The organism is Erwinia endophytica (assembly GCF_009295515.1).
Lineage (GTDB): Bacteria > Pseudomonadota > Gammaproteobacteria > Enterobacterales > Enterobacteriaceae > Erwinia > Erwinia endophytica.
Genome location: NZ_RQVV01000061.1, coordinates 37,269 through 51,016 on the forward strand (window position 1 = coordinate 37,269; position 13,748 = coordinate 51,016).

The 13,748-nt window shown below is 53.2% G+C and carries 9 protein-coding genes; 1 reads left to right on the top strand and 8 read right to left on the bottom strand.

Annotated features, from left to right (window positions below; all coding sequences use genetic code 11):
• Window positions 1–182: 182 nt before the first annotated feature.
• From pyrG to rlmD, 4 genes are all read right to left on the bottom strand, one after another.
• On the bottom strand, window positions 183–1,820 hold the full coding sequence (pyrG, locus tag EH228_RS19405; RefSeq protein WP_152323255.1) for a glutamine hydrolyzing CTP synthase: 1,638 nt from the start codon (window positions 1,818–1,820) through the stop codon (window positions 183–185).
• 194 nt (window positions 1,821–2,014) lie between these two features.
• On the bottom strand, window positions 2,015–2,797 hold the full coding sequence (gene mazG / locus EH228_RS19410) for a nucleoside triphosphate pyrophosphohydrolase (protein WP_152323256.1): 783 nt from the start codon (window positions 2,795–2,797) through the stop codon (window positions 2,015–2,017).
• A 158-nt stretch (window positions 2,798–2,955) separates the two neighbouring features.
• Window positions 2,956–5,184, bottom strand: coding sequence for a GTP diphosphokinase (gene relA, locus EH228_RS19415; RefSeq protein ID WP_152323257.1), 2,229 nt, complete (start codon window positions 5,182–5,184; stop codon window positions 2,956–2,958).
• Between the two features lie 13 nt (window positions 5,185–5,197).
• Complete coding sequence (rlmD, locus tag EH228_RS19420; RefSeq protein WP_152323258.1) at window positions 5,198–6,532, bottom strand: 23S rRNA (uracil(1939)-C(5))-methyltransferase RlmD; 1,335 nt, start codon at window positions 6,530–6,532, stop codon at window positions 5,198–5,200.
• 112 nt (window positions 6,533–6,644) lie between these two features.
• On the opposite strand from rlmD, the gene barA reads away from it, so the two are divergent.
• Complete coding sequence (gene barA / locus EH228_RS19425; RefSeq protein WP_152323259.1) at window positions 6,645–9,377, top strand: two-component sensor histidine kinase BarA; 2,733 nt, start codon at window positions 6,645–6,647, stop codon at window positions 9,375–9,377.
• Window positions 9,378–9,453: 76 nt separating this feature from the next.
• Here the strand turns inward: barA and EH228_RS19430 are convergent, their stop codons facing one another.
• The 4 genes from EH228_RS19430 to gudD form a co-directional block, all read right to left on the bottom strand.
• On the bottom strand, window positions 9,454–10,602 hold the full coding sequence (locus tag EH228_RS19430) for a glycerate kinase (RefSeq protein ID WP_152323260.1): 1,149 nt from the start codon (window positions 10,600–10,602) through the stop codon (window positions 9,454–9,456).
• 89 nt (window positions 10,603–10,691) lie between these two features.
• Window positions 10,692–11,576, bottom strand: coding sequence for a 2-hydroxy-3-oxopropionate reductase (garR, locus tag EH228_RS19435; protein WP_152323261.1), 885 nt, complete (start codon window positions 11,574–11,576; stop codon window positions 10,692–10,694).
• A gap of 22 nt (window positions 11,577–11,598) precedes the next feature.
• The gene (gene garL / locus EH228_RS19440) at window positions 11,599–12,369 is read right to left on the bottom strand and encodes a 2-dehydro-3-deoxyglucarate aldolase (protein WP_152323262.1); all 771 of its coding nucleotides are present in this window, start codon (window positions 12,367–12,369) and stop codon (window positions 11,599–11,601) included.
• 18 nt (window positions 12,370–12,387) lie between these two features.
• A complete protein-coding gene (gene gudD / locus EH228_RS19445) occupies window positions 12,388–13,728 on the bottom strand; it encodes a glucarate dehydratase (protein ID WP_152323263.1) in 1,341 nt (446 codons plus the stop codon).
• Window positions 13,729–13,748: the final 20 nt, after the last annotated feature.

Consider the following 13,748-nt stretch of genomic DNA (forward strand, 5'->3'; position numbering starts at 1 on the left):
CAGTACAAGTTAGCTAAACTCAGACAAACTACGCGTAAATATCCATCATCATGCGCACTGCAACGGTCATTCTCCCCACTCTCACTAACTCAAGTAAGCAGATGGCGAGGAGTCCGACCGCCGCTTTGCTGGATCCCGCACGCTAACAGCGATGACGTTTTCACGCGTCGTTATGAAAACACTTATTTTGCCAAACGCTTCTGGTACTCGCTGGCGGCCTTAACAAAGCCAGCAAACAGCGGGTGACCGTCGCGAGGTGTTGAGGTAAATTCCGGATGGAACTGACACGCAACAAACCACGGGTGGTCAGGGATCTCAATGATCTCTACCAGTTGGTCATCCCCGGAGCGTCCTGCCACACGTAAACCAGCTGCTTCAATTTGCTTTAACAGCATGTTATTCACTTCATAACGGTGACGATGACGTTCAACAATCGTGTCGGAACCGTACAAGCGGTGTACCAGACTGCCTGGGGTCACCTGACATTGCTGGCTTCCCAGACGCATGGTGCCACCCAGATCACTCTGCGCAGTACGGACTTCAACATGACCATGTTCATCACGCCACTCGGTGATCAATGCCACCACCGGATACTTACAGTCTGGCACAAATTCCGTAGAGTTCGCGCCGGCCATACCGGCGACGTTACGCGCGAATTCCATCAGTGCGACCTGCATTCCCAGACAGATGCCAAGATAGGGAACATGGTTCTCACGCGCGTAACGAGCCGTCATCACCTTGCCTTCCACCCCCCGATAGCCAAAGCCGCCAGGAATGAGGATTGCATCTAAATCTTTCAGTACTTCGACACCGCGAGTTTCGACATCCTGCGAATCAATTAGTTTGATGTTTACCGTCAAACGATTTTTCAGGCCGCCGTGCTTCAGCGCTTCAATCACTGATTTATAGGCATCCGGCAATTCAACATATTTGCCGACCATGCCGATGGTCACTTCGCCGCCCGGATTGGCCTCTTCATAAATCACCTGCTCCCATTCGGACAGATTGGCTTCCGGCGCATTGAGATTAAAACGTTTGCAAATATAGTCATCCAGCCCCTGCGATTTCAGCAGACCCGGGATTTTATAAATAGAATCAACATCTTTTAATGAAATAACTGCTTTTTCCGGCACGTTGCAGAACAACGCGATTTTAGCCCGTTCATTCGCCGGTACGGCACGGTCTGAACGACAAATCAACACATCAGGCTGAATACCAATAGAGAGCAGTTCTTTCACGGAATGCTGGGTAGGCTTGGTTTTTACTTCACCGGCCGCCGCCATATAAGGCACCAGCGTCAGATGCATGTACATGGCATGCTCACGACCCACATCGACCGCCATCTGGCGAATGGCTTCGAGGAACGGCAGGGATTCAATGTCACCGACGGTACCACCAATTTCCACCAGCACCACATCATGGCCTTCACCGCCTTCGATGATGCGCTCTTTGATGGCGTTGGTAATATGCGGGATCACCTGGATGGTCGCCCCCAGATAATCGCCACGACGCTCTTTACGCAGGACATCTGAATAGATACGTCCGGTGGTGAAGTTATTGCGACGGCTCATTTTAGTGCGGATGAAGCGCTCATAGTGCCCCAAATCCAGGTCGGTTTCAGCGCCATCATCCGTGACGAACACTTCGCCGTGTTGCGTGGGACTCATGGTCCCCGGATCCACGTTGATATACGGGTCCAGCTTCATGATGGTCACGTTAAGACCACGTGCTTCGAGAATGGCGGCCAGGGAGGCTGCGGCAATGCCTTTACCCAGAGAGGATACGACCCCGCCGGTCACAAAAATATAGTTCGTTGTCATGCTGAACCTGAGAAAGTAGGTTTAAAGACGATGGAATAACCAGGACGGGAAAACAGTATACCGGAATCCCCTGAGTGCCACAATTAATCGTTTCTGGTTATCTGCCAACCACCGTATTGACCGCCACGATGTTACCCTGGCGCACTGTGTTTGAGATTGACGCAAATCACATTTTTGTTGAATCGAGTCAGCCATTATTCCTGCGCTTTGATTTGTCGCCAGGCGTCTTCCATCTGCTCCAGCGTCGCGTCCTGCATCTTCAGCCCCTGAGAAGCCATTATCTGTTCGACCTGGCGGAAGCGGCGTTCAAACTTGTCGTTGGCCTTTTGCAGCGCGATTTCCGCTTTGCTGCCAAGATGGCGAGAGAAGTTCACGGTGGCAAACAACAGATCGCCGATTTCTTCTTCCAGTTTCTGCTGGTTGACCTCCGCCTGTTGCACTTCATGCATCACTTCGTCGATTTCCTCATACACCTTGTCCAGCACCGGTGCGAGAGTATGCCAGTCAAACCCCACATTGCTGCAGCGTTTCTGCATTTTGTACGAGCGCATCAGGGCTGGCAACGTACGCGGAATATCATCCAGTGCCGAATGTTGCTTTTTTTCTGCCCGTTCCTGGATTTTGATCTGCTCCCAATTAGCCAATACCTCATCGCTGTCGCGGACCATAACCGCCCCGAAAATATGGGGATGACGGCGTTCCAGTTTATCGCTGATAGTGTTGCAGACGTCATCGAAATTAAAGTACCCGGCTTCGTTGGCCATCTGGGCATAAAACACCACCTGAAACAACAGATCGCCCAGTTCGCCCCGTAAATCGTCAACATCCTCACGGCTGATAGCGTCCAGCACTTCGTAAGTCTCTTCCAGGGTATAAGGCGCGATGCTGGCAAACGTCTGCTCGCGATCCCACGGACACCCCCTTTCGGGATCACGCAGGGTTTTCATGATGCCCAACAGGCGATCTAAAGAATTCATCATCATTCCAGTTTGTTTAACGTCAATACCGTCAATGTGGTGTATGACTGACACGGTCAGTATGTGGACGACCCGCGCGCAATCCCCAGGAGCGTGAGTCTGTCACCAGGGGAACGCAGCCCGGACGGAAAAAGGCAAAAATCAGGCTGCCTTAACGATCAATGCAACCTCCTGGCGTCGATGATATCGGGCACCTGATTCAACCTCGCCAGCACCCTTCCCAGCACCTGCTGGTTATAGATTTCAATATCCATATCGATGGTCGCTAATTGCTTTTTCGTGTCGCTCCGGCTGGACACGCCCAGCACATTCACTTTCTCATTCGCCAGAATGGTGGTGATATCACGCAACAAGCCGCTGCGATCGTTGGCGACGACACGTACCACCAGCGAATAACCACTGGAGTAACTTTCGCCCCAGACCGCATCGACGATACGTTCTGGGGCATGAGACATCAGCTCACTCAGTTGATCGCAGTCGGCACGGTGGATAGAGATACCCCGGCCCTGGGTGATAAAGCCGATGATATCATCACCGGGAATAGGCTGGCAGCAGCGGGCAATATGGTGCATCAGATTGCCGACGCCTTCGACCACCACCCGGCCGCTTTCTTTACTGCGCGGAGCGCCAGACTTCTGGGTCAGTTGGCGCAGAGCCTCGCGGTCCTCTTCCTCAGCACTCGGCTTGTTCAGGCTGGACTGCAGGAAGTTGGTCATCTGGTTCAAGCGGATATCACCACCGCCAATCGCTGCCAGCAGCTCATCCAGTGAATTGACGTTATAACGCGGCAGCAACAGCTTCTCCGCTTCCTTCAGACTGATATCGAGATGCCCCAGTTCGCTGTCGAGGATCTGTCGGCCCGCCACAATGTTCTTGTCACGATCCTGCTTACGGAACCAGGCGTGGATTTTGGAGCGTCCGCGGCTGGTAGTGACATAGCCAAGATTCGGATTCAGCCAGTCGCGGCTGGGATTAGGTTGTTTTTGGGTGATGACTTCTATCTGATCGCCCATCTGCAACTGATAGGTGAACGGGACGATACGGCCGCCAATTTTAGCGCCAATGCAACGATGGCCGATATCACTGTGGATATGATAGGCAAAATCCAGCGGTGTGGAACCCGCAGGCAGATCCACCACATCCCCTTTCGGGGTAAAAACATAAACACGGTCATCGAACACCTGGCTGCGCACTTCATCCAGCATCTCGCCAGAATCGGACATCTCTTCCTGCCAGGCTATCAATTTACGCAGCCACGCAATGCGTTCCTCATGACCCGATGCGCCGCGAGAGCTACCGGTGGCGCCACCTTCTTTATACTTCCAGTGAGCGGCGACCCCTAACTCGGCATCTTCATGCATCTGACGGGTACGGATTTGAATTTCAACCGTTTTTCCCTTCGGTCCAAGCACCACCGTGTGGATTGACTGATAGCCGTTAGGTTTTGGATTGGCGACATAGTCGTCGAATTCACTGGGCAGATGGCGGTACAAAGTGTGGACAATGCCCAATGCGCCATAGCAGTCCTGCAAACGCTCCGCCACAATGCGTACCGCTCGCACGTCAAACAGCTCATCAAAGGTCAGTGACTTCTTCTGCATCTTACGCCAGATACTGTAGATGTGCTTCGGCCGACCATACACCTCGGCTTTTACGCCCTCTCTGACGATTTCGGCACGCAGCGTCTGCACAAAGGCCTCAATGTACTGCTCACGATCGATACGCCGTTCGTGTAACAGTTTGGCGATGCGTTTATATTCATCCGGGTGCAAATAACGGAAGCAGAAATCTTCCAACTCCCACTTAAGCTGCCCAATGCCGAGGCGGTTCGCCAGCGGCGCATAGATATTGGTACACTCTTTAGCGGCCAGCACCCGTTCGTCTTCCGGCGCATCCTTCACTTCACGCAGGTGAGCAATACGCTCGGCCAGCTTGATCACCACGCAGCGGAAATCTTCCACCATTGCCAACAACATACGCCGAACATTATCGACCTGCTCGGAAGCCATAGAGTCATTATGGGTGGCTTTCAGTTGACGGATGGCGTCCATATCACGCACGCCATGCACCAGAGAGACAATAGCTTTGCCGAATTTTTCTTCCAGCACCGCCTCCGATACCACGTTGGCATCAGCCAGAGGAAACAGCAGCGCCGCCCGCAGGCTTTCACTGTCCATACTGAGCATTGAGAGGATTTCCACCATCTCCACACCACGCCACAGCAGGAGCGCGGCATCGACATGCTCCCTGGTCGCTTCTTCACAATAACGCCAGGTGTCGGCCAGTCGTTCACATGACTGCTGGTTAGTGATCCCCAAACTGGTGATCCATTGGTCGAGTGCAAACTCACCAGCCGTATTCAAATGTGCACTTCTTACCGCAACCATATCCTCTCCTGGCTTACTCCCGCTTGGGAGTCTGTTTTCGGCAAAATAACACCATAGATTCTACATGCCCGGTATGGGGAAACATATCAAGCAGCGTAATCCTTTCCAATTGGTAGCCGGAAGTCAGAAGACGCTGACTATCCCGGGCAAGTGTCGTCGGATTACAAGAAACATAGACCACACGTTCTGGAGCAAGTTTAATGATATGGGACATCACTCCTGCCGCGCCAGCGCGAGCCGGATCCAGTAAAACCTTGTTAAATCCTTTTGCAGCCCAGGGCTGCGTCGCCACGTCCAGTTCAAGATTGTGCTGAAAAAACGCTATATTATGCAGATGATTACTGGTTGCATTATACCTGCCCTTCAGGACTAATTCCTCAACCCCTTCCACGCCGGTGACGTTTTTCACTCGTTTTCCTAAAGGAAGTGTAAAGTTTCCCATGCCACAAAACAGATCCAGCACCCGATCTTCTGGCTGCAAATCCAGCCATGTCAACGCCTGGTCGACCATGCGTTCATTCAGCGCGCCGTTAATCTGAATGAAGTCGCGCGGGCTGAAATGTAACCTCAAATTATCTATCTGATAAAAAGGCATTTCACCATTAACCTGCACCAGCGTATCGCTGTCAGGTGCCAGAAACAGCGCGACCTGATGGTCATGCGAAAATTGTTCCAGTTTTTGCTGATCGGCCATGCCAAGTGGGTCAAGGTGGCGTAAAACCAGCAACGGGCCATTATCCGCCAGCACCAACTCAACATGTCCCAGGCGTCGAACCACCGATAATTTGCTCAGTACTTGCTGCAACGGCTGGAGCAATGCATTAAGTTCTGGCGTCAAAACAGGGCATTGGTCGACCGGCACCAACTCACTGGAGGCCGCCTGACGAAACCCCATCTGTAATGTCTGGTTGCGCGGGTCGACCTTAAGCCCCAGGCGGGCGCGACGGCGATAACCATAAGACTCTCCGGCGATGATAGCGTCGACCACCACCGGCTGGCGCGTTTCCTGACTGAGCAAACGCGCCAGCGCATTGGCTTTACTCTGCTGCTGTAGTGCGGATGAAATATGCTGCTGCTGACAACCGCCACAGCGGGTATAATGTGGGCATTTCGGCTCGACTCGCTCAGGACTGGCCGAGAGGATGCGTTTGGCTTTTCCTCGCGCCCAACTGCGTTTATCCTCGGTTATCTCTACTTCTACTTGCTCGCCGGGCAACGCACCGCTGATGAATAACGTTTTGCCATTAAGCCGTCCTACGCCCTGTCCTGTTCCATCAAGATCATTAATGACTGTGGTCATGATCTGGCGGGTCGTCACGCGCCGTTTTGCAGAGTAGAATTGCGCCATTATTCGTTTCATTCCGAGTATTTTTAGATAAAAAGCGTGCGTAGCCTACACCAGCGATTGAACAAATTCGACCTGAGTTATGCTGGTCAGTACCCGCACCACAGGGATAATTATGACCCAATACAGCCTGCGGGCACGTATGATGATTTTAATTCTGGCCCCGACACTGATGATTGGCCTGCTGTTGAGTACCTTCTTTATTGTTCATCGTTACAACGAGCTGCAACTCCAACTGGTGGACGCGGGAGCCGACATTATTGAACCACTGGCCGTCGCCAGTGAATATGGTATGACATTTCACAGTAAAGAATCTGTCCGTCAGTTGGTCAGTCTGCTGCATCGCCGCCATTCAGATATTGTTCGCGCCATTACCGTGTTCGACGCGCAAAATCATCTGTTCATCACCTCTAATTATCGTATTGATGCGGAAAGACTGAGCGTACCGAAAGGGGCCCCCTTGCCTGCCACCTTCAGCTATGAGCGACAGGGCAATTCGATGATCTTACGCACCCCTATCTTGTCAGAAAGCCATTTTCCGGATGGGCCATCGGATCACAATGCCAGTTCAGGTAACAACACGTTGGGCTATGTGGCGATAGTGCTGGACCTACAGTCAGTCAGGTTGCAGCAATATAAAGAGGTGTTTGTTTCCACTTTGCTGCTGCTGTTCTGCCTAGTTATTGCCATGCTGTTCGCCTACCGACTGATGCGTGATGTCACTGGGCCTATCCGCGATATGGTCAATACGGTCGATCGCATTCGTCGTGGGCAGCTCGACAGCCGTGTAACCGGCCATATGCTGGGTGAGCTGGATATGCTGAAAAACGGCATCAATTCAATGGCGATGTCGCTCACCGCCTACCATGAAGAAATGCAACAAAATATCGATCAAGCGACCTCCGATCTGCGTGAAACTCTGGAACAGTTAGAGATCCAGAATGTTGAGCTGGACCTGGCCAAAAAACGCGCGCAGGAAGCGGCGAGGATCAAATCCGAATTCCTTGCCAATATGTCCCACGAACTGCGTACACCGCTTAATGGCGTGATTGGCTTTACCCGACAAACCCTGAAGACGTCGTTGAATATTACCCAACGCGATTACCTGCATACTATTGAGCGCTCAGCCAACAATCTGCTGAGTATCATTAATGACGTGCTCGATTTTTCCAAGCTGGAAGCGGGCAAACTGGTGCTGGAGACGATCCCCTTCCCGCTGCGGGCTACGTTGGATGAAGTCGTGGTATTACTGGCGCAATCCGCCCATGAGAAAGGGCTGGAACTGACCCTGAGTATTCAGCATGATGTGCCGGATAATGTCATTGGCGACCCACTACGCCTACAGCAAATTATTGTTAACCTACTGGGCAACGCCATCAAGTTTACTGAGTATGGCAATATTGATATTCGCGTCGAAAAGCGCTCAATGAGCAACAACCAGGTCAATCTGGAAGTGCAAATCCATGATACCGGCATCGGTATTTCAGAGAAGCAACAGTCGCAGTTGTTCCAGGCTTTCCGCCAGGCCGATGCCAGTATCTCACGGCGCCATGGTGGTACTGGATTGGGTCTGGTCATCACGCAGAAACTGGTCAATGAAATGGGCGGTGAGATCTCATTCCACAGTCGGCTCAACCTGGGGTCCACTTTTTGGTTCCATATAAATCTGTCCCTCAATCCTAATGCCGCAAGCGATCCACACGCGGTAGACTGCCTGCAGGGCAAACGCCTGGCCTACGTTGAAGCCAATCCAACCGCGGCCCAGGCGACGCTGGACCTGCTGACGGCCACCCGAATGACCGTCACCTACGGCACCACGCTGGAAGATCTGTCCGAAGCGCACTACGATGTGCTGCTGATTGGCTTACCCGTTAGCAGAGAACACGGCCAGGAGATCAGTAATCATGAACTGCTACCGGCCCTGCGACGTGCCGATAATGTGATTATGGCGTTACCGTGCCAGTTACAAGTCTGTGCGGAGGATTTAAAGGCCCGTGGCGTTAGTGCCTGTTTGCTTAAGCCGCTTTCGCTCTCCCGCCTGTTACCCGCTCTGCTGGATAATCACTCGCGTGAAACAGAATATCGCCCGGGAAGACAACGCTTGCCGCTCACCGTGATGGCGGTGGATGATAATCCGGCTAACCTGAAGCTGATCGGCGCGCTGCTGGAGGAACAGGTGGGAAATATTATCCTGTGCGACAGCGGTGAAATGGCGATTGAGTGTGCCAAAAAACAGGCGCTGGATATCATTCTGATGGATATTCAAATGCCGAAAATGGATGGTATCCGCGCCAGTGAACTGATCCGCGAGCTACCAGAGCACGCCTCCACGCCGATTGTGGCAGTGACTGCCCATACACTGGACAGTGAGCGGGAACATCTGTTTAAAGCGGGAATGAATGATTATCTCGCCAAACCGATTGATGAAGTCAAACTCAGCCATCTGCTGGCTCGTTATTCACCGGGCGTGATAGCGGGTTTACCTAAACTTCCCGAAATTTCCGCCTCGCTGGACTGGGAACTGGCGCTGCGCCAGGCTGCCAATAAACCTGATTTAGCCCGCGATTTGCTACAAATGCTGGTCGATTTTCTACCGGATGTGCAGGCGCAGGTCGAACATAATATGGCGGAAAACAATGCTTCAAGTCTACGTGATATCATCCACAAGCTACACGGCAGCGCCAGCTACAGCGGGGTACCACGGCTAAAACAACTGTGCCAGAAACTGGAACAGAGTCTGCGCAACGATAACAACATTGCTGATATTGAGCCTGAACTGTTTGAGCTGCTGGATGAAATGGACAATGTCGCCCGGCTGGCAAAAGAAAAGTTGAGTCTGCAGGATTAATCGGTTGATGAGATTTCAGCGTCTTTAAGCAAGGTCAGCCCTCCCCGGAGCTGTCCTCATCGGAAATAAGGCGGAATTACTCCGCCCTCATCATTTGCCCAATCGCCAGTGATGCAGCAATATTTCGTGCGGTCATCCGCACATTTTCCGCCGCATTTTCTAACGCGTCTTCCAGCGTACAGATGCTGTAAATCACGCTAAAAACCGCATCCAGTCCATGCTGATGCACCACCGCGACATCGGAAGTCAGGCTGCCAGCAATACCGATGACTGGCTTGTTATAGCGTTTCGCTATCTTTGCCACACCAATCGGTACTTTGCCGTGGATAGTCTGACTATCAATGCGCCCTTCTCCGGTGATAACCAACGAGGCATCCTGCACCAATGCATCCAGTCCCAGTGCCTCGGTAACAATTTCAATCCCCCGACGTAGTTCCGCATGGCAAAATGCGTGCAGTGCTGCCCCCATCCCGCCAGCCGCTCCGCCGCCGGGTACCGACAACACATCGATATCCATCTCACGACGGATAACGTCAGCATAGTGCGCCAATGCCTTATCCAGCTGGATAACCAATTCCGGCGTGGCGCCTTTTTGCGGACCAAACACCGCGGAAGCGCCCTCATCACCCAGCAACGGATTGGTGACATCACAGGCAATTTCAAAACGGCAGTTTCTTATCCGGGGGTCAAAATCACTGATATCAATGCTGGCCAGTTCGGCCAGGTGTCCACCGCCGTAACCAATCTGTCGGCCTTGCTTATCCAGCAATTTTGCCCCCAGCGCCTGAACCATCCCGGCGCCGCCATCATTGGTCGCACTACCGCCGATGCCAATGATCAAGCGCTCGACACCTTTATCCAGTGCGTCACGGATCAACTCTCCCGTACCGTATGACGTCGTTACCAAAGGATTGCGACGGGCAACAGGAACCAATTCCAATCCGCTGGCCGCGGCCATTTCGATAAAGGCGCAACTGTCATCACCGGACAGGCCATAAAAAGCCGCAACAGGCTCGCCCAGCGGGCCGGTGACGTTCAGGTGGATCAGGCTACCATTGGTCGCTGCGATCATCGCTTCAACCGTTCCTTCCCCACCATCCGCTACCGGCAGTTTAATATAGTTTGCCTCGGGAAAAATCTCGCGAAACCCCAATTCAATCTGCGTGGCGACTTGCTGAGCCGACAGACTCTCTTTATATGAATCCGGTGCGATTACTATTTTCATACTTTACCATCCGTGCCCTGTTGGTCTAACCCGGGGCAATCTGCAGAGCTGGTGCCGACTCAGTTGCAAGCCGGACCATAACCACGGTACTACTTGCTTATCTCAACTTTGGCTAACGTCTCATAATAACGCGCCAGCGCACTGTGATCGGCATTGCCAAGCCCATCGGCACGCAACGCCTGCATCATTTCCATTACCGCAGCAGTCAGCGGCAGTTGCGCCCCGACACCGTGAGAGGTATCCAGCGCGTTGGCAAGATCTTTAATATGCAGATCGATGCGGAAGCCCGGTTTAAAATTGCGCGCCAGCACCATTGGCACCTTGGCATCCAGCACGGTACTTCCCGCCAATCCACCACGGATGGCCTGATAAACCAGATCCGGACTCACTCCTGCTTTAGTGGCCAACGTTAATGCTTCCGCCATTGCCGCGATGTTCAACGCCACAATCACCTGGTTGGCCAGCTTGGTCACATTCCCCGCGCCAATTTCACCGGTGTGTACCACCGAGCCCGCCATCGTCTTCATGAGGTCGTAATACTTGTCGAACAGTGCTTTGTCGCCACCCACCATCACTGACAACGTGCCATCGATAGCTTTAGGTTCACCGCCGCTAACCGGCGCATCCAGCAACGAGATGTTCTTCTTCGCCAGTTCTGCATGGATTTCACGGCTGGCAAGTGGGGCAATTGAACTCATATCAATCACCACCGTGCCAGACCTCGCCCCCTGAATCACTCCCTCTTCACCCAGCAAGACTTCTTTAACATGCGGAGAATTCGGCAACATGGTGATAATGACCTCGCACTGCTCCGCCACCGCCTTAGACGACGCGGCTGAGGTCGCCCCCAGGCTAACCAACTCCGCCACACTGTCCGCATTGTTATCACGGACCACCAGCGTATAACCCGCCTTAATCAGATTTTTGCTCATGGGTTTACCCATGATGCCCAGACCAATAAAGCCAATTTTCATCTCAATTCTCCTGAAGTGTGGATTATTTTTTAAAGCGATCGCACAGGGCCTGAGTCGCCCCACGGAAGACACCAAGATCGCTCCCTACTGCCACAAAGCCGGCCCCCCATTCCAGATAACGGCGAGCATCGGCCTCAACCGGTGCCAGGATGCCGCTGGGTTTACCGGCTGCTTTTGCCCGTTCAAAGACATGTTTGATGACTTGCAATACTTCCGGGTGCGTCGGCTGGCCAAGATAGCCCAGCGCCGCCGACAGGTCCCCGGGACCGACAAAAATACCGTCCACGCCGTCCACAGCCGCAATCGCGTCAATGTTGTCTACCGCCTGCTGTGTTTCAATCTGTACCAGCACGGTAATATTGTCGTTGACCGTACTGTTGTACCCCGGCACGGTGCCGTACATGTTGCTACGATGAGAAACCGACACGCCGCGGATCCCCTGTGGCGGATAACGGGTGGAGGCAACAGCCTGTATCGCCTCTGCGGCTGTTTCCACGAAGGGGATCAGGAAGTTGGAAAAACCAATGTCCAACAGACGTTTAATGATAACCGGCTCGTTACACGGCGGACGGACCACCGGCGCACTGACACTGCCCTTCAACGCCATCAGTTGCGGCACAAAGGTGCTGATATCATTGGGGGCGTGCTCACCATCCAGCACCAGCCAGTCAAATCCGGCCAGTCCCAGCACTTCTGTGGTGACAGGATTTGCCAACGCACACCAACTACCGATTAACGTTTCTCCGGCCAGCAGGCGCTGACGAAAGCTGTTAGGGATGTTTACATAACTCATCACTCTCTCCTGAAGAAGTTAGCGCACCAGACACGGGCGTTTGTTATCAAAGGTCCAGTTCGGTACCAGAAATTGCATTGCCTGCGCATCGTCACGCGCACCCAACCCGTGCTGCTGATACAATTGATGGGCTTTCATTACCTGATCCATATCCAGTTCCACGCCCAACCCCGCTTTCTGTGGAACCTGAACGCGGCCCCCTTTGATCTGCAAAGGGTGTCGGGTCAGGCGCTGGTTGCCTTCCTGCCAGATCCAGTGAGTATCAATTGCGGTGATTTTGCCCGGTGCCGCTGCGGCGACATGGGTGAACATCGCCAGCGAAATATCAAAATGGTTATTGGAGTGAGAACCCCAGGTCAGGCCGAAGTCGTGGCACATCTGCGCCACGCGGACAGAGCCCTGCATGGTCCAGAAATGTGGGTCCGCCAGCGGAATATCGACGGACTGTAAAGACAGCGTGTGGCCCATCTGACGCCAGTCGGTGGCAACCATATTGGTGGCGGTAGGCAGGCCGGTCGCACGGCGGAATTCGGCCATGACCTCCCGCCCGGAGTAACCTTGTTCTGCGCCACAGGGATCTTCGGCATAAGCCAGTACACCGCGGAGCTGCTTACCCAGATCAATCGCCTCATTAAGTGACCAGGCGCCGTTAGGATCCAGTGTGATACGCGCCTCAGGGAAACGTTTAGCCAGTGCGGTCACCGCTTCAGCCTCTTCGCTGCCCGCCAGCACGCCACCTTTCAGTTTGAAATCGTTAAAACCGTATTTCTCCCAGGCGGCTTCGGCCAGTCTTACTACCGCCTCCGACGTCAGCGCTTCTTCATGACGCAGGCGATACCAGTCGCAACGCTCATCAGGCTGGCTTTGATAAGGTAACGGTGTCTTCCGGCGATCGCCGACATAGAACAGATAGCCCAGCATTTCAACCTGGTCACGCTGCTGACCATCCCCCAACAACGAGGCCACATTGACGTCCAGATGCTGGCCCAGCAGGTCCAGTAATGCAGACTCAATACCGGTAACAACATGGATAGTGGTACGCAAATCAAACGTCTGCGTTCCACGACCGCCCGCATCCCGGTCAGCAAACGTATTGCGCACATGACTGAGCAGATTTTTGTATTCGCCAATCGAGTGACCGGTCAGTAACGCCACCGCATCTTCAAGCGTCTTACGGATTTTTTCACCACCGGGAATTTCGCCCACCCCTGTATGACCGGAATTGTCTTTGATAATGACAATGTTACGGGTGAAAAACGGCGCATGAGCGCCACTGAGATTCAGCAGCATGCTGTCATAGCCGGCTACCGGGATCACCTGCATTCCTGTAATCAGCGGCGTCGCTGTTGTTTGGCTCATAGTGTATTCCTTCTGCATGA

Coding starts and splice junctions, on each gene's coding strand:
- pyrG (WP_152323255.1), bottom strand. CDS start 1,820: ATGACAACGAACTATATTTTTGTGACCGGCGGGGTCGTATCCTCTCTG.
- mazG (WP_152323256.1), bottom strand. CDS start 2,797: ATGAATTCTTTAGATCGCCTGTTGGGCATCATGAAAACCCTGCGTGAT.
- relA (WP_152323257.1), bottom strand. CDS start 5,184: ATGGTTGCGGTAAGAAGTGCACATTTGAATACGGCTGGTGAGTTTGCA.
- rlmD (WP_152323258.1), bottom strand. CDS start 6,532: ATGGCGCAATTCTACTCTGCAAAACGGCGCGTGACGACCCGCCAGATC.
- barA (WP_152323259.1), top strand. CDS start 6,645: ATGACCCAATACAGCCTGCGGGCACGTATGATGATTTTAATTCTGGCC.
- EH228_RS19430 (WP_152323260.1), bottom strand. CDS start 10,602: ATGAAAATAGTAATCGCACCGGATTCATATAAAGAGAGTCTGTCGGCT.
- garR (WP_152323261.1), bottom strand. CDS start 11,576: ATGAAAATTGGCTTTATTGGTCTGGGCATCATGGGTAAACCCATGAGC.
- garL (WP_152323262.1), bottom strand. CDS start 12,369: ATGAGTTATGTAAACATCCCTAACAGCTTTCGTCAGCGCCTGCTGGCC.
- gudD (WP_152323263.1), bottom strand. CDS start 13,728: ATGAGCCAAACAACAGCGACGCCGCTGATTACAGGAATGCAGGTGATC.